The organism is Phytohabitans aurantiacus (genome assembly GCF_027923225.1).
In the GTDB taxonomy this organism is placed as follows: domain Bacteria; phylum Actinomycetota; class Actinomycetes; order Mycobacteriales; family Micromonosporaceae; genus Phytohabitans; species Phytohabitans aurantiacus.
On record NZ_BSDI01000019.1, the window covers coordinates 39,947 to 62,521 of the forward strand.

The 22,575-nt window shown below is 68.8% G+C and carries 16 protein-coding genes and 1 pseudogene; 8 read left to right on the top strand and 9 right to left on the bottom strand.

The features are described 5' to 3' along the window. Position 1 precedes the first annotated feature (1 nt). On the bottom strand, positions 2–583 hold the full coding sequence (locus tag QMG73_RS20690) for a TetR/AcrR family transcriptional regulator (RefSeq protein ID WP_281898083.1): 582 nt from the start codon (positions 581–583) through the stop codon (positions 2–4). Positions 584–750: 167 nt separating this feature from the next. On the opposite strand from QMG73_RS20690, the gene QMG73_RS20695 reads away from it, so the two are divergent. After that, complete coding sequence (locus QMG73_RS20695; protein WP_281898084.1) at positions 751–1,284, top strand: nuclear transport factor 2 family protein; 534 nt, start codon at positions 751–753, stop codon at positions 1,282–1,284. A 21-nt stretch (positions 1,285–1,305) separates the two neighbouring features. Continuing rightward, the gene (locus tag QMG73_RS20700; protein ID WP_281898085.1) at positions 1,306–2,127 is read left to right on the top strand and encodes a phosphatase PAP2 family protein; all 822 of its coding nucleotides are present in this window, start codon (positions 1,306–1,308) and stop codon (positions 2,125–2,127) included. On the opposite strand, the gene QMG73_RS20705 is transcribed toward QMG73_RS20700, so the two are convergent. Genes QMG73_RS20705 through QMG73_RS20720 form a run of 4 tightly spaced genes read right to left on the bottom strand, consistent with a single transcriptional unit; the run spans position 2,124 to position 7,954 of the window. Then, positions 2,124–2,531: a hypothetical protein gene (locus QMG73_RS20705; protein ID WP_281898086.1), complete on the bottom strand. Its 408-nt coding sequence runs from the start codon at positions 2,529–2,531 to the stop codon at positions 2,124–2,126. The genes QMG73_RS20700 and QMG73_RS20705 overlap by 4 nt on opposite strands. Continuing rightward, complete coding sequence (locus tag QMG73_RS20710; protein WP_281898088.1) at positions 2,528–4,606, bottom strand: hypothetical protein; 2,079 nt, start codon at positions 4,604–4,606, stop codon at positions 2,528–2,530. The genes QMG73_RS20705 and QMG73_RS20710 overlap by 4 nt, the downstream gene beginning before the upstream one ends. After that, on the bottom strand, positions 4,603–6,510 hold the full coding sequence (locus QMG73_RS20715; protein ID WP_281898089.1) for a hypothetical protein: 1,908 nt from the start codon (positions 6,508–6,510) through the stop codon (positions 4,603–4,605). Before QMG73_RS20715 ends, QMG73_RS20710 begins: the two co-directional genes overlap by 4 nt. Continuing rightward, positions 6,494–7,954 carry a tyrosine-type recombinase/integrase gene (locus QMG73_RS20720; RefSeq protein ID WP_309299504.1) on the bottom strand — a complete coding sequence of 487 codons (1,461 nt, stop codon included), beginning with the start codon at positions 7,952–7,954 and terminating at the stop codon, positions 6,494–6,496. The genes QMG73_RS20715 and QMG73_RS20720 overlap by 17 nt, the downstream gene beginning before the upstream one ends. A gap of 381 nt (positions 7,955–8,335) precedes the next feature. Between QMG73_RS20720 and QMG73_RS20725 the strand changes: the two genes are divergently transcribed. From QMG73_RS20725 to QMG73_RS20750, 6 genes and pseudogenes are all read left to right on the top strand, one after another. Then, positions 8,336–8,527 (top strand): hypothetical protein, encoded by a 192-nt coding sequence (locus QMG73_RS20725; RefSeq protein WP_281898090.1) that lies wholly within the window; start codon positions 8,336–8,338, stop codon positions 8,525–8,527. 164 nt (positions 8,528–8,691) lie between these two features. After that, positions 8,692–9,387 carry a hypothetical protein gene (locus QMG73_RS20730; RefSeq protein WP_281898092.1) on the top strand — a complete coding sequence of 232 codons (696 nt, stop codon included), beginning with the start codon at positions 8,692–8,694 and terminating at the stop codon, positions 9,385–9,387. Further along, a pseudogene (locus QMG73_RS20735) lies at positions 9,384–10,085 on the top strand (DNA polymerase Y family protein); the annotation flags it as partial. The gene QMG73_RS20730 and the pseudogene QMG73_RS20735, both read left to right, overlap by 4 nt. A gap of 220 nt (positions 10,086–10,305) precedes the next feature. After that, positions 10,306–11,532 (top strand): IS110 family RNA-guided transposase, encoded by a 1,227-nt coding sequence (locus QMG73_RS20740; RefSeq protein ID WP_281898306.1) that lies wholly within the window; start codon positions 10,306–10,308, stop codon positions 11,530–11,532. Between the two features lie 33 nt (positions 11,533–11,565). Beyond that, a complete protein-coding gene (locus QMG73_RS20745) occupies positions 11,566–12,387 on the top strand; it encodes a hypothetical protein (protein ID WP_281898093.1) in 822 nt (273 codons plus the stop codon). Positions 12,388–12,414: 27 nt separating this feature from the next. Beyond that, positions 12,415–15,744 (top strand): error-prone DNA polymerase, encoded by a 3,330-nt coding sequence (locus QMG73_RS20750; protein ID WP_281898094.1) that lies wholly within the window; start codon positions 12,415–12,417, stop codon positions 15,742–15,744. Positions 15,745–15,862: 118 nt separating this feature from the next. On the opposite strand, the gene QMG73_RS20755 is transcribed toward QMG73_RS20750, so the two are convergent. From QMG73_RS20755 to QMG73_RS20770, 4 genes are all read right to left on the bottom strand, one after another. Then, positions 15,863–17,572 (bottom strand): hypothetical protein, encoded by a 1,710-nt coding sequence (locus QMG73_RS20755; protein WP_281898095.1) that lies wholly within the window; start codon positions 17,570–17,572, stop codon positions 15,863–15,865. 51 nt (positions 17,573–17,623) lie between these two features. After that, a complete protein-coding gene (locus QMG73_RS20760; RefSeq protein ID WP_281898096.1) occupies positions 17,624–18,121 on the bottom strand; it encodes a hypothetical protein in 498 nt (165 codons plus the stop codon). After that, positions 18,118–19,347 carry a CHAT domain-containing protein gene (locus tag QMG73_RS20765; RefSeq protein ID WP_281898098.1) on the bottom strand — a complete coding sequence of 410 codons (1,230 nt, stop codon included), beginning with the start codon at positions 19,345–19,347 and terminating at the stop codon, positions 18,118–18,120. The genes QMG73_RS20760 and QMG73_RS20765 overlap by 4 nt, the downstream gene beginning before the upstream one ends. Before the next feature lie 217 nt (positions 19,348–19,564). Next, complete coding sequence (locus QMG73_RS20770) at positions 19,565–22,297, bottom strand: hypothetical protein (RefSeq protein ID WP_281898100.1); 2,733 nt, start codon at positions 22,295–22,297, stop codon at positions 19,565–19,567. Positions 22,298–22,575: the final 278 nt, after the last annotated feature.

Sequence of the window (22,575 nt, forward strand, 5' to 3'; positions counted from 1 at the left end):
GTCATCTCTGCCCGGGCGCTCCCGCACGGAGCCCGTCCATGACCAGGTCCAGCAGCCGGGTGGCCTGGGCCCGCCAGTCGCCGCGGGCATCGATCTGCCAGATGCCGGCGATGGCCAGGATGAAGTCGTCGACCGTTACCCCCGGACGGATGGCGCCCGCCTCGTGATTGGCGGCGAGCAGAGCGTTGATCGCCTGGACCACCAGCGCGTATCCCGGCTGCGCCGGGCCGTCCGTCGTGCCGATGATCTGGCGCATCGCGTCGGACAGGCCGACCTTGGCGACGGCGAAGCGGGCGAGCTGGTCCATCCACTCGCGCAGGGCCTGGTCGGGCTTGCGCGTAGCGAGCAACTCCGTCGCCGCGTCTGTGAGCAGTTGAACCTCGTGGCGGTAGACCTCCAACACGAGCGCCTCCCGACTCGGGAAGTTGCGGTAGAACGTGCCCTGCCCAACCCCGGCCTTCTTGGCGATCACGCTCAGCGGGACGTCCGCGGTATGCGACAGCTCAGCCAGCGCCACCTGCAGGATCCGCTCGCGATTGCGCTGCGCGTCCGAGCGCTGAGGCCCACCGATCCTGGACTCCACTGCCCCACCTCCGGGCTCACGCCTGCTCTTGCCAAGCGGACAACTGTCCGCTACGTTCCGAGTAACGGACACTAGTCCGCTTAGGTCCAGCCTAACGCCAGCCGCCGCCGAGGCGAGCGGCAGTCCCGGCGCCGTAGACCTGCCGCATACAAGCCTTGGAGACAGCCATGAAACTCCGCGTACCCAGCCGCCGCGTCACCCTTGTCAGCGTCGGCGTTCTCGCGGCCGCCGCCCTGACCGCCAGCGGCAACGCCGCATTCGCCGACGCCGAGACGACGCCGCGGTATGCCGCCACGGCCGCCTCCCACGGCGCCCCGGCCAACCAGGAGGCGCGCAACAAGCGCGTTGCACTCGCCTTCATGGACCTGGCCATCAACCAGAAGCAGCCGCAGAAGGCGGCCGACCTCTACATGGGCACCACCTTCATCCAGCACAACCCCCAGAATCCCGACGGCAAGGTGGCATTCGTGGCCTGGGCGCAAGGGCTCATCACCGTGGCGCCGAACGTCAAGGTGGACGTCAAGCGGGCCCTCGCCGACGGTGATCTCGTAATGGTGCACAGCCACTTCACGCTCTCCGCGACCGACCGCGGCTTCGCGGTCGCCGACATCTTCCGGCTGAAGAACGGCAGGATCGTCGAACACTGGGACGTCAGCCAGCCGGTGCCCGAGACCTCGGCCAACGACAACACCATGTTCTGACCCCGGCAGGCGGACACCGCGATGAGCAGCGGCCACCGCGCGGCAAGACCGAAGCCCGTCCGGGAGTTGCTGCTCGTCGCGGTCCTTTTCCTGGCGTACCGGTTGGGCCGCCAGGCGTTGGCGGGCGACCTGCCGACGGCGTACGCCAACGCCGCCGGCATCTGGCATCTCGAACGGGCGTGGGGACTGCCCAACGAGGCGGCCCTGCAACAGACGATCCTCGGCCACGGCTGGCTGGTGCGAGCCGCGAACCTCTACTACGCCGGGGTGCACTTCCCCGCCACCGCAGCATTTCTCCTGTGGACGTACCTGCGCCGCCCGCACCTCTACCGCTGGGCCCGCACCACCCTCGCGGCGCTGACCGCTGCGGCGTTCACCGTGCAGGTCCTCATCCCGCTGGCACCACCGCGGCTGCTCGCGGCGGCCGGCATGGTCGACACCGCGGCCGTCGTCGGGCCCAACGTCTACACCGCCAGCACCGACGCCATCACCAACCAGTACGCGGCGATGCCGTCGCTGCACGTCGGCTGGGCGGCGGTCGTCGCCATCGTGCTCATCCACGCCACCGGCGGCCGCTGGCGCTGGTTGTGGCTGCTGCACCCGCTGGCCACCCTCGCCGTCGTCGTGGCCACCGCCAACCACTACTGGCTCGACGCCGCCGTCGCGCTGACGCTACTCGGCGCCATCCTGCTTCTGCTGAGCCGCCACCGCGACTCTCCACAATGGATTGGCGTGCCGATCGGGAGGCATGCGGCGGCGTGGTTCGTGGGAACGCGGAGGGTGAGGCTGCGGGAGCGGCGGACCGGGACCACGACGGACATCGCGGTAGCTCCCAAGATTTAGCCCCCGCCACCGAAGAGCGGGACAATACGGGCGGTGGAATTGGCTGCCTGCCGACGGAGCGTGGCGTTCTCAGAGTGCAAGGCGGCGATCACGGTGGCGGCTGCGTCGATCTGGTCCTGGAGTTTGCGGCGTTCACGCTGGCTGGTTCGTAGGCGGCTGCGCAATTGTTCGAATTCTTCGTCGCGTTGCCGTGCGGCGACGCCGGCAGGACTTTCGCTGACGCGGGCGTCCCATTCCGCGAGGACATCGGCGGCGCGGTTCATGGTCGCGCGGCTTACCTGGGCTTCACGCCAGAGGTTGTTCTTGGTCAGCTTGCCGTCGGTGTGCTGCGGCTGGCCGTTGAAGAGACGTTCCATCGCGTCGCGGAGCCGTTGCCGGGTGGCGGGTGACACGTGCTCGGTCATTGGATGCTCCGGTCGATGACCCGGTTGACTTCATTGAGCTGGGCCTCGATGCTGCGCCGGCGGTTCGGGGCGAGCTTGCTGGTGTCCAGCATCCGGTGCAGGGAGGACTGCTCGGCGGTCCAGATCGGAATGTGTTCGGGCGCGATGATGCTGTTCGCGCAGCGGCCGGGCTGGCAGCGGTCGAGCAGGGGGCCGCGGTGCCCGTCGGGGGTGATCGCGTCTTCCAGGCACTTGGCGCCGGTGGGGTCGTCGTCGCTCATGGTGCAGTGGTTGAGCTTGCCGAAGCGGATCGAGATCCGGGTGCGGCGTAGTAGGTCGTGTTCGACGCGGATGTCGCCGCGCCGGGCTTGGCCGGTGGCACGCAGTTGGTCTGCTTGGGCGCGGACGGTGGAGAACGCCTCGCGCATGCGATCCGCTCCGGGGCCGATGCCGATGTGGTCACCGGTGGTGTCGGCGTCGAAGAGTTCGATCAGCCGATCGAAGCGGCGGTCGGCGATAGCGGTTTCCAGGTGACGGGCCCAGGAGGGGTCGTTGTCCATGTAGCTGCTGGTGACCCGGTTCGCTAGGGCTCGGGTGGTGACGTGCTTGAGCTGCATGCCGACGGCGATCTCGGAGCCGGGGAAGTCGCGGGTGAGCATGGCCATGGTGCGCCGGAACATGTGCGGGGTGATGGACCCGTCGGGGATGGCTTCCAGGCCGGTAGCGTGCCGCCTGCGGTTGATGTGGTCGATGAACTGGCCGATGGCGGTGATGCTCGCGAACCGGTGGCCGGATCGTTGGCTGCTGACGGCGGCGAAGGTGAGGCTCTCGTGCTGGGATAGCTGCCCGGCTAGCTCGATCGCGTGGGCGACGGGCGGGGTGATCCACCAGTGTTTGACGGGTAGGGCGGGGTCGAGCTTGTGCTTGGTGGATTTCACCGCGGGGCTGCCGTAGTGCTCGACCAAGGCGTCCTTGCTGATCATCCGTAGTTCTGAGTCGCGCATCATCGACAGTGCGGCGGTGAACACGAAGCAGGCGTTGCGCAGCATGATCTGTTCCAGCCCGAGCTCCGTCGGCCCTAGGTTGTCGTGCCAGGGTCCGCGGCTGCCGTCTGGCCGGGTCACCTCGGTCAGGTCCGGCAGCAGCCCGGCGTGAGTGCAGCCGGCGGCGACCAGGGCCGCGACGGCGTCCCTGCGGCGGCGCCCGGCTGGCCGACCGTGCTGGAAGAACGTTGGTCCGACGCCGATGATGCGGCTCAGCAGCGCGAAGTTCGGGAAAATGCCGGCGGGCTCGCTCGGCTTGGCCGGGCGCATCGGCACCGTGGTCGTCGGGTCGTCCAGCCAGGCACGTAGTCGTTGGTCGCCGCCGTTGTCGGTGCCCGGCCGGGCTTTCAGGTCGGTCCAGTAGGCGTTCGCGCGCTGGATGTCGGGGGCGAACACGTTGATGTAGGTCCAGCAGTTGCGCACCAGCGGGAACCAGGTTTGTGGTGGGATCGCTGGAGTGCGCAGCGCAGGGACGATCGGGTGGTTTGCCACGGCGTTGGGTGAGACGCCGGGCCAAGGGTCGCGGGGCAGACCGCCGCAGGTGAGCGCCGCCCGGAAGCGGTGCAGGGCTTTGATCACATGGACGTGGTTGCAGACGCTGCCGGGTTCGTAGGTCGCTGCCAGGTGCTGCACGTAGGTCTTGAAGTCGTCATCGACCCAGTCGCGCAGATTGGTGGGAAGCCGCTGCTCGGCTCCGAACGCAGCGAGCGGCCGCAGCAGCGCGACGCGCTGCGTGACGGTCATTGGGGACAGCGGAGCGTCGCGCAGGTGGACACCGGCGGCCAACGGTGCCGGGTGGCGCGGGTTGAGCCAGAGCATTGCCAGCTCGCGCGCCATCAGATTCCAGGCCGGGTCCAGGTCGTGGAAGAGCACGCGGACGGCGGCGGCCGGGTGGTGGGGTGCGTTGTGGACCACACCGTTGAGGTCCCAGCGGTCGGTGTCGCCGAACCGGGGCGTGACCGCGCCGGGCAGCAGCGGGTGGGACTGGATGACCGGTTCGCCGTCGCGGTAGAGCGCCGAGGAACGGGCCGAGGCCGCGGCTGCGGCGGTCACGCGTCGAACTCCACTCTGCTGGCCAGGGGAAGGTGAAGGACGGTGCCGTTCTCGGCGATCTGCTGCCGCGCCTGGACAAGCTCGGTGTCCGTGCGGGACGCGAGTACCTCGGTCAGGTTCGCTCGGCTCTGGCCCCACAACGCGTGGAAGTGCCGGGGCTCGAGCTTCAAGGCGAGCTGGTCCAGGTGGTCGGCGAACAGCAGCAGTTGCGGCAGGTTCGACGGCAGCACGAACGCGTTGCGGCACTCCAGACAGCGCAGCGGCGCCACCGGGCAAAGCTGTCCCGGCCGGCCGAACGGCGACGCGAACGGGTCGGTGCAGTCGGTGACCCCCATGTCAAGCTGCCCGGTCCGCAACGCGTCGACCTCGGCCGGGCTCAGGCCCAGCACGGCCGCCGCCTTCGGATCGGTCAAGGACTCGGCGGCCTGCTCATCCAGGACGGTCGGTCCGGCCAGAGCCTTGTCGAGCCATCGTTGCTGCGCGGTGGTGATGACCTCCCCGGCGATCACCCGCAGTGTCGTGCCGTGCGCGTAGTGACCGCGGAACGTCTGTTCGGAGTGGTCGTCGGCGACGTCGCTGATCCGGCCGCCGAACGTGAGAGCCTTCTCGACCTTGGTCGACTTACGGAGCCGGCGAATGTCGGCGACGCCGTTCACCGTCACGTCGTGGACGCGAAGCCAGTCAGCGAACGTCGGGCCCTGCATCCGAGTCAGAAGCCCCACCACCAGCGAAGGTTGAGAAACCGACGCCCGCAGGAACAGCGGAACCGGCCGGATACCCACCAGGTCGGCCAACGGTCGGTTCAGTTCCAGCAGCACACGGAGGATCTCCGCAGCGTCCAGCCGTGCCCCAGCCGGATGCATCATCCCGGCCGGAGCCGGGTCGGAGCTGAACGCCTGCCGCATCCGCGCGTGCGCGCGGCCCTTGGCGAATGTGATCGTCACGCCCTGCGGGTGGAACTCGATATCGTCCTCGGTCAGGCCGGTGACCTCCTCCGGGGCCCGCCCGGTCGCGGCCATCAGCAGGATCCGGTAGGCGTGCAAATCCATACTCGTCAGGAACAGCTGAGAGACCAGGATCCGCACCAGCGCGCGTTTGGCCGGCCAGGTCGATCTTTCCGGCGCCAGCTTCCGCAGGGCCGGCGGGATCGCGTTCATGTCCCGCAGCCGGGCGAGGATCTCCTCACAGGCGTTGCGGTCGCTCGCGATGGCCGCCAGCAGGCTCTCCACCGCCCAGGGGTCACCGACCGGCGAAGTCGTGGCGGTGGCGGCTAACTCTCGTCCAGCCCGAATCCGCGCTTCGGTCGCCCGGCGTGCCGCCCAGGCCGCCCGGATCAGCTTCTTCTTCTCGGCGCGGCTGAACTCGTCCAGTTCGGTGCTGCCGCCGCGGCGGACACCGACGGCGCCTTCGATCCAGCCGTTCAAGTGCCCGACGAGCGGACGATCGGGGTGCTCGGCGCGTCGGGCGATCAGCGTCCGGACGTGGCCGGCGTGCCAGCCCGGCATCCGCGAGCCCGGCGCGTACTTGGACGGCAGGATGCGCACCCATTCATTGACCGCGTGGTGCAGGTCCGGCTCAGCCCTGGCCAGCGACGCCGTGGCAGCGTTCTGAACCTGGGCATCGACGTAGTTCAGGAAACAGCGCATAGCGCTCAGGTAACTGCGGCTCGCGCCTTCACGTAGGCGCCCGACCTGCACCAGCTCGACCCATTCGTCGGCCAGCTCGGCGGCCAGCCCAGCGCACCGGAACGCCTCCGGGCGAAACGACAGCACCACCGTGGCCGACTTCATGGCCTGCTGACCGTTGCGCGGCACGGTCACCTGGCGGATGCCGATCCGGGAGACGTGGGGGTCTGGGGCGCTGGCCGCCGGGAACCCGGACCGGTGCTCACCGCGGCGCGGCATCGTCGACCTCCAACGCCAGCAGGTGCCGGGCGATGTCGGCGTAGTTGGCCCCGCCAGCCGCGGTCCACGCCCGAAACGCCTCCTCGACCTCGCGCATCGGGTCCTTCAAGTAGCGGATGTAGCGGTAGGTTGTGGCCGGGCTCGCGTGCCCAAGTCGCCGCTGCACCTGCAACAGCGGGTTCCCGCTCATGTGGTCCAGCAGCGTCGACATCGGCGCCTGCTGCCGGCGACCATCATCCAACGCCTGCCTGGTCAGATAGATCAACAGCCTCAGCGCGAACGTGTGCCGCAGGTCGTGGTAGACCCAGCACCGGCGCGGCAACACGACAGCCGTCGAGCCGGTCGCACGCGCCGTCATTCGCTCCCAGGCCGTCCAGCGCACCCGATCCCACCCCGACGCTGTCAGCATCCGGCCGCCGGCGCCGATGAACAACGCCAGCGGGTCGAGCCCGTCGCCAGTCTCACGCACCGCGATACGCCGCAACTGCGGGTCCATGCCCCGGACCGACCGGGTGACCGTGTGTCCGTCGAGGACGCCGCGGACCTTCGCGCCGTCCGCCTCCAGCCGCGTGACGACGAACAGTTCCCGGTGAGCGCGCCGCAGCGTGTCCTGGGCCTTGGCGACGATGTCGGGACGTTCCAGCAGCAGGTACCCCTCCAGCAGATTCATCGCGTCCGCTGGAACATAGACCGAGCGGGGATGCCCGAACTTCGCGCACGCGCCCAGTTCCACGTCGACCGCACGGGGCCGCCTTTCGTCGAGCAGCCCCAGCTCGATCAGCAGCAGCGTCGACCACTCCTGAACCCGCATCCCGGTCAGCAGCGCCAGCTCGCAGGACGCGCGGTTGCGGTGCGGACGCCAGCCACGGAACCGCTCGTCCAGTCCTCCGTCCGCGGCGAGACCGCCGAACCCAACGTCTCGCAAGTACAGGTACTGGTCCAACTCCATATGCCGCACCCGCAGGTCACGACGGGTCCCGCTGGACAACGACCGCTGCTGCCGCCTCTTACTACGCCACGGCCGCCGCTCGACGACACCCTGCCGCACCAGGAAGTCGTACAGACACCCGACCGCCGCCGCGTCACGATCCCAGGCCGCCTCGCTGACGGTCTCCTCAGCGTCGTCGAGCCGCCACCGCCGAAACTCCAGCACGTCCTGTTCCGTGGCCGACGCCAGGTCCAGGCCCCGTGCGCGTAGAAACCGCAGCAGCATCAACGCCGTGTACGCGTACGCGCGCATCGTCTTGACACTGCGCCGATTCAAACTCAGCTCCCGAAACCAACTACACAACGGCTCAACCGGCCACATCGACTCCGACAGCAGAACCGGCATACCCGCAGCCGGCGCCGACCGCGCGAACATCCCAGGCAGCTCCGCAGCATTCAGCCCAGGCACACCGCCAACCCTGTGAACCTTCTGGACGTCCGCAAAGAACAGATGCATGGAGAACCTCGAAAGCGATCGAAAAGTATGCGACCGCCTAACGAAGCCACACCCTCGGCAGGCACGCAGGAAGGGTCACCCGAGACACCTCAGTCTCTCTGGAGAACCATCCCACTTCGGTTCGTAACACCAGTCGTCGCCTTCTGGTAGCTGGTCGACCGGGGTGGCCAGCATCGGCTCGACCGGCGGACGGAGGGTGTCCGGCGGGCTGTCGGGTGCCCGGCTGCGCGGTGTCACCGCACCGTTGGGCCCCTGGCATGCGGGCTGGTCATGATCCGATCCTCGGCTGCCCTACGTAGGCACCGCAGGCGTATTCGGCGACGCGAATCGCCTGACTTGGGCGGCTTCCACCACGCACCAGCGGCCGGCACGCTCACGGGCATGAGTCTTCGAGACGACCTGGACTACACCGCGGTGACCGCCGCCGCGCACAGCCTCGCCGCGGATCTGCCTGAGATACCGACCGATCGGCTGGAACGGGCCGCCGCTCACGCTGTGGCCGCGGCTCGCCTATTCCTGGACGGCACGGAGTACGCGAGGATCACGGCAGACGCCGACGACCAACCGCTATAGACAGCCGGTCGCCCACCGCACGGAGCCAGAGGACCGCCCTCGCGGGCGGTGTGCCTCGATCAAGAACCCGGCATCTAGTACACGAGGCGAGCACTGGCGGCATAACGCCCACCGTTGACCTGCCACTTCTCGCTTCCTTCGAACGAATGTTCTACCGTGGGTGGATGGCGGTGGCGGGCCTTGCGGCGGAACTCGGGGTGAAGCCAGCCAGTGCCTTGGCGGCCACCCTGGCAGGTCAGGGCACCGACCGGGTGCTGCCGGTCGGGTCGCAGCTGCGAGGGTTGCTGCCGAAAGGGCTGGTGCGGGGTTCGACGGTGGCGGTGACGGCGACGGGTTCGGGGGCGACGTCGTTGCTGCTGGGGCTGGTGGCGGAGTCGACGCGGCAGGGCAGTTGGTGTGCCGTGGTCGGGGTGCCGCGGCTGTCGTTGGCGGCAGCACGGAGCATGGGTGTCGTTCTCGAACAGCTCATGGTGGTACCGCAGCCCGGTGCCGAGGTGGCCACGGTGGCGGCGAGTCTGCTAGACGGGTTCGACGTCGTGGCAGTGGCGGCTGCCGGCGGGTTGGCGCCATCGGTGTACACGCAGTTGTCGGCGCGTGCTCGGAACGCTGGTGCGGTGTTGGTGGCGTTGGGCGCGTGGCCGGGGGCGCAGCTGACCCTGACGGTGAACGAGGGCGTGTGGTTCGGGCGGGGCCGGTTGCGGTGCCGGCGCCTGTCGATCGCGGTGTCCGGTCGGGGTTCGGCCGCCCGGCCACGGACCGGGCAGGTGTGGCTACCCGCGGACCCGGACTTCCAGCGAACCCTGGACCAGCCTGATGTGTCCGACGTGAGGACGGGTCGGCAGCTGCGGGTGGTCGCATGAGCTCCCCGACTGCCACCAGGACGATGGTGGTGTGGTGTCCGGATTGGCCGGTGGTGGCGGCCGTTCTGGGCGGTGAGGCCGGGGCGACGGATCCGGTGGCGGTGTTGCACGCCAACCGGGTGGTGGCGTGTTCGGAGGCGGCGCGTGCGCACGGGGTGCGGCGTGGGCTGCGTAAGCGGGACGCGCAGGGCCGCTGCCCGACGCTGGTCGTGGTTGCGTTCGATGAGGGTCGGGACGCGGCCGGGTTTGAGCCGGTGGTGGCAGCGGTAGAGCAGGTCGCGGCCGGGGTGGCGGTGCTGCGGCCGGGGGTCTGCGCGTTCGCCGCCCGCGGCCCGGCCGGCTACTTCGGCGGTGAAGATGCCGCTGGGGAACGGATTGTGGAGCAGGTCGCGGTCCAGGCCGGGGTGGAGGCGCAGGTCGGGGTCGCGGACGGCATCTTCGCCGGTGTGCTGGCTGCCCGCGCCGGTCAGAGCATCCCGGCCGGGCACACCCCACCGTTTCTGGCGGACGTGCCGGTGGCCAAGCTGGAACGGCCACCGTTGGCGGATCTGCTGCGCCGGCTCGGCATCCACACTCTGGGCCAGTTCGCGACCCTGCCGGCTGGGGATGTGTTCGCCCGGTTCGGCATCGACGGAGCCCTGGCACACCGGCTGGCCGCCGGACACGACGATCGGCCGTTGCACGTGCGGCAGCCCCCCCCCGTTACCTTTTTGATCGTCCCCAGCCGGGGATTGCTCGGTCGCTCGGTCCGGTATGACTTACTGCCCCTGTCGTTCGCATGATCCGGGGGGTGTTGTCGCCGGGCCGGGTGGCGTCGGGAGACCGCTGATAGGGACCCGGCCGTCCCGTGTTCGGGGTAGGTCTCTCCGTAACGTGGCTGCCGGCAGTCCGACGCTCAGACCAGCGGCCGAGTCCATGATGGATCGTGGGAGGCGAGGCGTGCACGACGAGTACGGCGTGTTCCTGGGCTTGGATGTCGGCAAGACCGACCATCACGCGGTCGCGTTGGATCCGGCGGGTAAGCGGCTGCACGACGCGGCGCTGCCGAACACCGAGGCCGGGCTGCGGAAATTGTTCGACAAGCTCGCCCGGCACGGGAAGATCCTGGCCGTGGTCGACCAGCCCGCTTCGATCGGTGCCCTGCCTGTCGCAGTGGCCCGAGCCTGCGGGCACCAGGTCGGCTACCTGCCGGGTCTGGTCATGCGCCGGCTCGCTGACCTGCACCCCGGCACCGCGAAGACCGACGCCCGCGACGCCTACGTGATCGCCGACGCTGCCCGCACCCTGCCGCACACGCTGCGCCGGGTCGACGTCGGCGACGACACGCTCGCCGAGCTGGAGATGCTGGTCGGCTACGACGACGACCTCGCCGGCGAGGTCACCCGCATCGCCAACCGGATCCGTGGCCTGCTCACCCAGATCCACCCGCCGCTGGAGCGGGTGCTGGGCCCGAAGGTCCAGCATCCTGCCGTCCTGGAAGCGTTGTCGCGGTGCGGCGGCCCGGCCGGGCTGCGCAAGGCCGGCCGGTCGAAGTTGACCGAGATCGTCAAGGCACGCGCACCCCGCATGGGCACCCGCCTCGTTGAGCAGGTCTTCACCGCCCTCGACGCCCAGACCGTAGTCGTTCCCGGCACCGCCGCCGCCGAGACGATCCTGCCGCGGCTGGCCGAGGTTCTGCGGGACCTGCTGCGCCAGCGTGACCAGCTCGCCGCCCAGGTCGAGGGGATGCTCGATGCGCACCCTCTCTCCTCGGTCCTGACCTCGATGCCCGGCATCGGAGTCAGGACCGCAGCCCGGATCCTGCTCGAGGTCGGTGACGGCACCGGCTTCCCGACCTCCGGCCACCTGGCTGCCTACGCCGGGCTGGCCCCGGTCACCCGCCGCTCCGGCACCAGCATCCGCGGCGAGCACCCACCCAAAGGCGGCAACAAACAGCTCAAACGCGCGTTCTTCCTGTCCGCGTTCGCCGCCCTGTCCGACCCGGCCAGCCGCGCCTACTACGACCGCAAACGCGCCGAAGGCAAGAAACACAACGCCGCCCTCATCTGCCTCGCCCGCCGCCGCGTCGACGTCCTACACGCCATGCTCCGCACCCGCACCACCTACCAGCACAAACCAGCAGAAAAGCTCGCCCTCGCTGCTTGACAAAAACCATAGGGACACCCCCCGGACCTGGATGTGGTCGAAGAGTTCGAGGATCCGATCGACCGGGTCGATGTCGGTGCGTTCGCCGCCCGCGCCATGGCCGTCAAGCTCCACGAACGGCTGGCGGGGCACGGGTTGGCGTGCACCCGGCTGGAGATCGCCGCGGTCACCGTCGACGGCCAAGAGTTGGATCGGGTGTGGCGGCACGACGGGCTGCTGACCGCGACCGCGATCGCGGACCGGGCCCGCTGGCAGCTCGATGGCTGGCTGACCAAACGCCGCCTCACCTCCGCCATTTTGCGGTTGCGGCTGTCCCCGCACGGTTTGGTCCGCACCGGTGGGCTACAGCCCGGCTTGTGGGGTGAGGCCGGCCCCGGACGGGAACGGGCCCACCGGGCCGCACACCGGGTACAGGGACTGTTAGGTCCGGACGCGGTCCTGGTCGGCGTCCCTGGCGGTGGCCGCGACCCCGACCAGCAGGTCACCCTGCTGCCGTTCGGCGACGAAAAGGTTCCGGCCCGGCCCGATGGGCCGTGGCCCGGCGCGCTCCCACCACCGCATCCGGTGCTGACCGCAGGCCAGGAACCGGTGCAACTGCTCGCCGCGGACGGCACGGATGTGGTGGTCGACGCCCGGCTGCGAATGTCCGGCCCACCCACCCAGCTACGCATGCCCGGCAAGACCGGCGTGGTGGAGGTGACCCGGTGGTTCGGGCCGTGGCCGGTAGACGAACGCTGGTGGGACGAAACCAGCAGCCGGCGGGCGGCCCGGTTGCAGGCGCTGCTGGAAGACGGCACCGCCGTCGCCCTGGCCCAGACCGGCGGCCGCTGGCTGCTGGTCGGCCTCTTCGACTGACCCCTCGCACGGTTACGGCGGTTGGTGATGTCCCAGTTCGATGCGCTGTCGCAGATGCCGTGGGACGAGCTGCAACGCCGCCTCGCCGGCGGGCCCGTCGACGACCCGCTCGCGCACGCGGACGGCGGCGACGGCCCGGCCTTCAGCCGCAAACGGTCCCGCTTCCAAGCACCAACCCTGGTACGCGGCCAGAGTGTGGTGCCGTACGCGGAGTTGCACTGCCACTCCAACTTCAGCTTCCTGGACGGCGCCTCCCACCCCGAAGAACTCGCCACCGACGCGGTCCGGCTCGGTTTGGACGCGCTGGCTATCACCGACCATGACGGCTTCTACGGCGTGGTCCGGTTCGCCACCGCCGCCGCCGAGGTCGGCATCCCCACTGTCTACGGCGCCGAACTGTCCCTCGATCTGCCCAGCGGGCAGGCGGGGGTGCCGGATCCGGTCGGCCGGCATCTGCTGCTGCTGGCCCGAGGACAGCAGGGCTATCACCGCCTCGCGACGGTGCTGGGCGAGGCCCACCTGGCCGGCGGCAAAAAGAACCGGCCGGTCTACGACCTCGACGCCGCCGCCGCACACCTGGCCGGGCACGTGACCGTGCTGACCGGCTGCCGCAAAGGCACCGTCCCCGCCGCCCTGGCCGCCAGCGGACCCGACGCCGCCAACCGCGAGCTCGACCGCCTGGTCGCCTTGTTCGGCAAAGACCATGTGACGGTCGAGCTGATCGACCACGGCGACCCCCTGGACCGGGACCGCAACGACGCCCTCGCCGCTCTCGCCCAGCAGGCGGGGATGCCGGTGGTCGCGACGAACAACGTGCACTACCACGCGCCGTCGAGGCGGCGGCTGGCCACCGTCGTCGCCGCGGTCCGTGCCCGCTCCGCCCTCGACGACCTCGACCCCTACCTGCCCGCGGCCGGGACCGCCCATCTGCGTTCCGGGGTGGAGATGGCCGCCCGGTTCGCCCGCTACCCGACCGCTGTCCCGACCGCGGCCCGCCTCGGCGCCGAATGCGCGTTCGACCTGAGCCTGATCGGGCCGAAACTGCCGCCGTTCGACGTGCCCGCCGGGCACACCGAAACCTCCTGGCTGCGTCACCTCACCTACCAAGGCGCCCAACAACGATATGGGCCCGTCCAGGCGCATCCGGACGCCTACCGGCAGATCGACAAAGAGCTGGCGATGATCGACCAGCTCGCCTTCCCCGGCTACTTCCTGGTCGTGTGGGACATCGTCAAGTTTTGCCGCGACCACGACATCTACTGCCAAGGCCGCGGCTCCGCCGCCAACTCCGCCGTCTGCTACGCCCTGCGGATCACCAACGTCGACCCCGTCGCCCACGGCCTACTGTTCGAACGCTTTCTCGCCCCGGAGCGGGACGGGCCGCCGGACATCGACGTCGACATCGAATCCGACCGCCGCGAAGAAGTCATCCAATACGTCTACACAAAGCACGGCCGCCGGCACACCGCCCAGGTCGCCAACGTCATCACCTACCGGCCCCGCTCGGCGATCCGGGACGTTGCCCGCGCCTTCGGCCACTCCCCCGGCCAGCAAGACGCCTGGAGCAAACACATCGACCGCTGGCACGCCCTCACCCCCGATGCCGTCGAAGGCGTCCCCGAACCCGTCGTCACCTACGCCACCGCCCTTCTCTCCGCGCCCCGACATTTGGGCATCCACTCCGGTGGCATGGTCATCTGCGACCGGCCCGTCACCGAGGTCTGCCCGGTCGAGTGGGCGCGCATGCCCGGCCGGTCCGTTCTGCAGTGGGACAAAGACGACTGCGCCGAGATCGGGTTGACGAAGTTCGACCTGCTCGGTTTGGGCATGCTGTCGGCGCTGCACTACGCCTTCGACTTCCTCGAATCCACATTGGACCTCGGAAGTCTGGACTGCACGGATCCGGAGGTGTACGCGATGCTCTGCGCCGCCGACACCGTCGGCGTCTTCCAAGTCGAATCGCGGGCGCAGATGTCGACCCTGCCTAGGTTGAAGCCGACCTGTTTCTACGACCTGGTCGTCGAGGTCGCGTTGATCCGCCCCGGGCCGATCCAAGGCGGATCGGTGCACCCGTACATTCGGCGCAAGAACGGCCTGGAGGAACCCGTGTACGGCCATCCCCTGATGCGGCCGAGTCTGGAGAAGACGTTGGGGGTGCCGCTGTTCCAGGAACAGATGATGCAGCTCGCCATCGACTGCGCCGGCTTCACCCCCGCCGAAGCCGACCAACTGCGCCGCGCGATGGGCTCCAAACGCTCCACCGAACGCATGGCCAAACTCAAGGCCCGGCTGTATGACGGCATGGCCGCCAACGGCATCAACCCCGAGGTCGCCGACGACATCTACCTGAAACTGTCCGCGTTCGCCAACTACGGCTTCCCCGAATCACACGCCATGAGCTTCGCCTACCTGGTCTACGCCTCCGCGTGGCTCAAGCGCTACCACCCCGCCGCGTTCACCGCAGCCCTACTCGGCGCCCAACCAATGGGCTTCTACAGCCCACAGTCCCTTGTAGACGACGCCCGCCGACACGGCGTCGAAGTCCGCCGCCCCGACATCAACGCCTCCCACGTCAAAGCCACCCTCGAATCCACACCAGAAACCCGGTGGGGCTCCGCACCCCGCGAACCACCACACCACTGGGGACTCGACGGCCCCGCCATCCGCCTCGGCCTCGATCAGGTCCGCACCCTCACCGACGACACCGCCACCCGCATCGTCACCGCCCGCACCCAAGACGGCCCGTACACCAGCATCGCCGACACTGCCCGCCGCGCCGAACTATCCACCGCACACCTGGAAGCGCTCGCCACCTCCGACGCCTTCGCCTGCTTCGGCATCAACCGCCGCGAAGCCTTGTGGACGGCCGGCGCCGCCAGCCAAGACAAACCCGACCGCCTCCCCGGCACCATCACCGGCCACACCGCCCCGCCCCTGCCAGGTCTCAACGATGTGGACATCCTCGTCGCCGACATCTGGGCCACCGGCCTGTCCCCGGACAACCACCCCATCGCCCTCATCCGCGCCACGCTCGACTCGCAAGGCGCGCTACCGATCGCCCGACTCAAGACCGTCCCCGACAAGACCAGAATTCTCGTAGGTGGGCTCGTCACCCACCGACAACGCCCCGCCACGGCCGGCGGCATCACCTTCATCAACCTCGAAGACGAAACCGGGATGCTCAACGTCGTCGTCTCTGAGGGCACGTGGAACCGCTACCGCAAGATCGCCCGCACCAGCTCCGCACTACTCGTCCGCGGCATCCTCGAATCCGCCTCCGGCGTCCTCAACCTCGTCGCCGACCAGCTACGCCCCCTGACCATCGCAACCCGCCCAGCGTCGCGCGACTTCCGGTGACCGCCGCCCCTGACGTCGCCGACTGTAGGGTCCCGTTTCCATGTCGGAATCCCATCACCGATGTCGGATGGATGTCATTTCCGACACCGATGTGGGACTGGACTCGTTGGTGGTGGCGCTACTTCGGCTTGAGTAGGGCCGCGAAGTCATCGACCGTGGCGTGCCGCGGCAGGCGTGCCGCCGCGTAGCACTGATCGATTGCGGCCAACCGCTGCGCCACGTCGTCAAGCTCGGCGGCCAGGTATTGCGCGGTGTCGCGGGCCGCCTCGGCGAGCCGCTGTAGGTCGCGCTCCACGTGGCTGGCATCGCCTTCGCCACCCGCGCCGAAATCGGAGGCGACGAGTCGGCCGTACCCTTGGGGGAGGAAGGGGAGAAGGCGCAGGAAATGGTTGCTGCGCAGCTCCTCTACCAGCTGCCGCTCGCGTGCGAGCAGATGCCGCGCTTCGGCTTTGGTCGACTCGGCCGGGTGCGCCAGTACATACCGCCAGTACCACTGACCCGCTGCCCTGTAGCGCTCGGTCAGATCGAGTGCGCGCGCCAGCGATCCCGGGTAGCTACGTTCGACGTAGTAGAAGGGAATGTCGAGCCTGCGGTCGTAGGCGTCACGCCGGTCTCGTTCACGCGCCTCGACGATGTCGGCGGCGAAACCGGCGAGGATCTCCCACAACTCGCTCCGCGACCGCGTCCCGGAGCCGAGTTCGGCGGGGTCGACCAGGAGGGTCAGCAGCGATCGGAGCCGGAGCAGGGACTCCGGGGCATGCAGTCCGAACTGCCCGGCGTTCGCCAGGTGCGCGTCCGACAGCTGCGCCAGCGTCGTGGGGGTCACGCCGCTTGCGTGGAACTCCACGATGGCGCTGGCATATGCCCGGCTGGGGGTCACCTCGCTCGTGCTATGAAGGTCGACGAGGTGCTCACCCTCGATCTCCCCGCGCTGGAGATCGAGGCTTCGCATGTCGCTCCAGACCATGTTGATGGACACGAAAAGTTCACGGTGCTCTCGCAACCGGAACGGTGGCCGGTCACGCAGCCCCAGCCAAATCCACTGCACGCCGGGATCGAGGTGGATTACCTGCATCGACCGTTGGACCAAGCGGTTGATCACCTCACGCGAGGGCACGAGCAGTGTGTCGCGCAACAGGTTTGCGTGCGGCACGTCGCCCAGGCTCCAGAACAGGGCGGCCACCTCGGGCCGGAAGTTCGGCTGCTCGGTGCGGCAGCTTTCGCGCAGTTCCCAGGCAAGGTTGTCAACGCATTCGGTGTACCGGCGATCGACACTTCGCAGTGTCGCCCTGCAGTCCGCGGTGACGTCCGGGTTGCGGTCGCCGTTCCAACCGCTGGAGTTCTCGACAGCCCCGACTACGGTGCGGGCCAGGCGCCGCGACGCCCAGATGGCATTCGACTCCAGGAGGTTCTGCGCCGCAACGAGGGGAAACAGATGCCAGCTCGGGTGCAGTCCGTACGGTAGGTGGGGCCACCGCTCCTGGTAGAGGCGAGTCCCCAGTTGTCCCTCCCACCATGCCAACGCGTAGAGCGCGATGATGGCGGCCGCCACCGGATTCGATGCCGCGACGTCGCGGGACGCGCGGGCGATGTGCTGCCACGTGTCGTAGGAACCCACCCGGCGACCGCGCAGTAGCGTCATCCAACAATCGGTCATCTGCTCCCGGCGCTGGTGGGGAAGGCGCAACCCGTCCGCGACCTCGGAGTACTCCGCCCTTCCCCAGAACTGGTAGAGCGCGATCGCGGTGGGGTCGGGCAGAGCGTCACGCCCGAAATCGAAGAACCACGGATCGCGCACCAAATCCCAGTGGAGGACTTGCGTCAACATCGAACCCCGCTTCGGTGTCCGCTATAGGTGCGGGCGTAGGCCCGCGGCACATCAGGGCTGACCCAGGATGTCCTGAACCTGCTGTAACGCGGTGTCGCTCGCCTGGTAGAACTGCACGTCGAGCTTGCCCTTCTCGACCCGGATCCGCCGGAGCTTGGCGACCAGCAGGAGCAGCGCGGCGCCGATGAGCACGCCACCCTCGATGACCATCATGCCGCGGCGTGCACGGTATGCCTGCTCGATCCGTTCCCTAAGATCCGGATCGCTGGCGATCCCCTCGATGATCGCCAGCGATACCTGTCGCGCGGTACGGTCATCTGTCACGAGCCGATCGACCGTCCGGTCGTCCGTGGGCAGGCCCTCGCTGGCTAACTCCGACCGGAGTTGGCGGCGAAGCCAGACCGGCGGGCTCGTCGCGTCCACTAGAGTTGCCCCGTCGGCTTCGTCCTGGATCACGTGGAAGGTCGCGTCCGTCAGGGCCTGCCATTCCGGATCGCTCAGCTCGTGCAGCCGACCCCACGGATCCCCTGCGGTCACCGGTCCAGTCACAGCCAGTCTCCTCTCAACGTCAGAACGCCAGCGCGCTCAGGGCCGTATCGAGTAGACACCTCGGCGGTTGCGTCCCGGCCAGCGAGCGCTTTCGGCTTGCCACGCTGTATCCACGCCTCGAAGAAGCAGGCCATCCATTCGTAGGTGGCATCGACGTGGGCATCCCACATTGGGGCCACGACCGACGGCGAGCCGAGTTTCAAAAACGACTCGGCCAAGCTCGCTGGCTCATCGGCCTGCAGCAGCCGTCCCGATCCGGCCGAACAGCCCAGCAGACAGACAAGCTCGCTGCTGCTGGTACCCGACAGCTCCAACTCCGCTGCCGTTAGCACCTCGGTAACCAGCGCCGTGTTAACCGGCGGGGCCACTCGCAGCGGAAGGAGGGTGCGCCTGACCCGCTTCCCGTCGACGGTGAAATCCACCTTGTGCAGCCCGATGCCGCGTGGCGGTGCAGCCAGCAGCAGGCCGGAGAGCTGATGCCGCTCCAGATCGAGATCGCCGTGCGCCACGATGCACAGGACGTCGGGTCCGCGGTCGACGAGGGACTCACGGTGCGCGTCGAATTGGGAGAGGACGAAGCGGCGGTCAAGGCGCATGGGCCGCATCCAGGACGCCCCTTCCTGGTCCTGGCCACCCACCGTCGTGACCTCTCCATCCCGAAAGGACGCGGCAAGGGCGGCCGCCAGCCGCTCGAACCCGTCGTCGTGGGCGGCCAAGACGTCGACCCCGCCGACCCGCAGGGTGCGTCCGGTCCGGTGACCCCGCGGCGCCGCCTCCTCTTCGAACCGCCAGGTGTCGAGGTCAAGTCGTCGCAAGGGATTACGCGACGCGCATCTTTGGAACAGGGTCATCCCGCTGCAGTACGCGATTCCACAGACTGTGCCGAGCGGGCCTCCGATGTCAGTCACGACGAGGTGCAGGGGCAGGTCGTGCACCAGGGCGTGCGGCACGACGACGAGCACGTCAGGCGGATGGGCGCGAATCTCCGCCGGCACGAGCATGCGTCCCCACGTTGTCATGAACCGGTTGAGCAATGGCATCCTGCCGATCGCGACCTCAAATGTGCGGCCCAGCTCCTCGCGCAGGGCGTCCGCCTCGTGCAGGAACTCGTCGGTGCGACACAGGACGACCTCTCGGCGATCCTCATCCTCGATCCACAGCGCCCGCAGCGAGTCGTGATGCACGGAGTAAAGCAGAGCGTGAACGCTTAAGTCATCGACTTTCAATCGGGTCCACCACCTAGTTCCGACCGTACGGCGAGTGTTGGGAGCCCATCGAACGCCCTATCAACGGAAACGCAGGCTCGATCTTGCGAATGAGAAAAGCAATTCGGGGTTAGTGGAGATCCCGCGATTGTCTGGTCGGGTTTCCTCCGTCCGCAACCCACCGGCCAGGAAGTTGACAGACTCCTATAAAGGCGCGAGTTCACTGTGGCCGGCCAGGTCACGGGGCCGGCCGCAGCCGGACGTGCACGTGGTCGTTGTGGCCATTGTCGAAGCCGATTTTTGTGCTGGTGCGGTTCGGCCACCAGCCCAGGCCGAGGTCGATCGTGTGGCCGCCAGGCCCGGCGTACCCGCCGCTGGTCAGCAGTTCCTCCCCCCAGCCGGCGCGCAGCTCGGTTACGCCGGAGAAGGTGTCGCCGAAGCCGTGCAGGTACCACATCTTTAACACGTCCGGGTCCGCGATCATCGCGTCGAGCCACTGCCGGGTATAGGCGACCCAGCCTTTGAGCTGTCCGAGCGCGACCTGGTCGCCGGCGAGCGTGCGTCGACTCAGGGCGGCCAGGGCGAAGTAGTTCTGGCCCCCGGACGACCCCGGAGGGAGCAACGGCAGCGGGTGGAAGACGTCCATGTCGTAGCCCTGCCGGTGGCTGGTGTGCGGGTTGAAATAGCCGCCGTGCTCGCCAGAGATGTCGTTGACCGCGGTGATGGTGAGCCGATGCGCATCGAGCCACTCGTAGGTAAACCGCCGCGACCAGTCGTCGCCGCCCAGCTCGCGCCGGGAGTACCGGGGCATGTTGTCGGGCATCCGCCATAGCGCGACGAGGCCGGTGTGGTCCTTTGGATCGGTCTCCTTCGCGGCGCCGTTCTCGTCGGTGCCGCGAAGCACTACGCGGTATCCGACGGTGTCGGATGGCGGCGGCGTCGACTCCACCTCGCAGGCTGGCGCCCCCGGGTCAAAGGTGACAAACACTTCCAGCCGGTCGTCACCAACGAGCGTCACCCGGGGGCTGTCCAGGCCGCCATCAAATATCGTCTGCAGTGCCGTACCTGTGCTGTCCAACAGCTCGACGGTCAGGCCAGTCAGCTGATAGTCCTCCGGCTTGGCGTACTGGACGGAAAGCCGGCGGGGGAAAGTGTTGTTCACGCCGGGACGAGGGATGCTGACGAACCGGTCCGGGTCCGGCCAGTCCACGCTCTCGATAGCGAACCGGCGCACCGCGGCGATCGCGGCGACGAGCTGGGTGGGCAGGAGGTCATCGCCGATGTTGGTGGCGGAGGCCCGCAGCGTGAGACCGGCGTCGGCGTCGGCGGTCAGAGCTGACACGTCGATCTCTTCCTGGTAAGTGCCAGTGCCGCCGGTCGCGTTCCAGGTCGGCGCAGTCCAGAGCTGGCTGTTCACCCAGCGGCCAAGGCGGAACAGTACGGTGCCGCCGTCCGCCAGCAGGAGGACGTCCCATGTGTCGTTGAACCGGCTCTGCTCCAGCACCCATTTCGGGTACTCGGCGGTGCTCACGGCGTAGTCGAGTAGCACCGTGCCGGTGCCCTGCGGGACGGTGACAGTCTCTACCGCAGTGACCCGTTGTCCCTCGCCGACGGCCGTCACAGACACGCTGGCGTCGGCAGACAGAGCAGTGATCGGCGCCGGCGTGTCGGGCTCTGACCGGGCCGCGGAGCGGGACAGCGGCGGCGGCGCGAGGCTCACGACCTCGAACTCGGCGACCCCGGCCTGCACGTCCGCGGTGGTGAGCGGGCGCACTGTCAGCTGCTTGTCGCCGTCGACCGGGAACAGCGCCTCGGCGGTGAACACCCGGCCGTCGTGCTCAGTGGCGACCCGTACGGCGATCATCCCGCCGGGCCGGTCGGCGAGCAAAAACGTGCCGTCCGCCGCGCTTTCCACCTGGTTCTGCGTGCCGTTGGCGGACTCGGAGGAAATGGTGAGGCCGGTTAGCGGCAGGTCGATCGCCGAGGCTGGCGCGACCAGGAGACCTTCGACTCGATAAACACCGGCCCCCACGACAACGTCGTCCTCGTAAACATGTCCGTCGGCGTCCATTGCGCGCGCGTACAGCCGGGCGTCGCTGGTCAGGCCGGCGATCACGGCCACCACGTTTGTCGCGGACGCTCCGGTCGCGATCAGGGTCCCGCCGTCCACCGTGAAGTAGTCGGTCAGGTCTTCGACGGTGCCCGCTGCCGACGCCTCCACCTGCACCGCAGTCTCGATGTGCACCGGGCTCCCGTCGGGTCGGGCGAAGCCGATTGTGATGGTGGCGGCGTCCAGCGGCAGCGCCCCGTTGACCAGCTCGGCGACGTTCAGGTCCACCGGCTCGGTCCGGTCTGCTGACTCCACCAGCGCGATCGTCACCTTGGTCGTGCTACCGGCGACCGCCTCGGCCGCGGTGATGCCTACGAGCATGCTGGGCAGGTCGGCCTTGATCTGATGGGTCCCCGGCTCGACCGGGACGGTAACCTCGCCGGAGTCGTCGGTCATCTCGATCGGGCCGCCGTCCACCGCAACCAATACGCCCGCGCCTAGCGGTTCCAGCACGGTGCCGGCCCCGTCGCCGAGGACGGCGCTAATGCGTAGGGCGGTCACCGGAGCCGGCCGCGGCGGGGCCGGTGGCGAGCCCTCACCCGAGCGGAAACCCCAGAGGTAGACGATCGCGCCGGTCGGCGCGTCCGCCATCGAGGTGGCGGTCACGGCGAGGACCTCGCCGGGCACGTCGTACACCCGATTGAGCAGACTGCCCGGCACCAGCACAATCCGGTCCAGCGGGCCGGCGCCGCCCTCGCCAACCACGTGGGTCAGCACGACCTCCACGTCGGCCTGCGCGTCGTACGGGCAGAGCGCGAGCAGCCGGATCCGTTCATACGGCCGGACCAGAGCCCTGCCAAGCGACACCGGATCGCCCGGCTGGATCATGGTGTCGGCCTGGAATGCCAGTTCGGTGGGCATGCATCTAGGATCCCGCCGAAGCCACAGAAGGTCGCACCTTCAGTCAGGTATCGGCCAGCGTCACCATGCCGTCGTGATAACGCCGCAATAGCCTCTCGACCAAGCAGCCACTGCAGCGACGACGCGCCAACACAAACCCGACGAGCGACGAATAGCAGCGGCGTAGTTCGAGGACCGTCCACCGATCATCATGGCCCACTTTTTTCGGCGAGACCATCACCCATTCCTGGTCAATCGCGGGTTGGGCTCCGCCGCTGCGGTGATCGACTCGGCGCCAC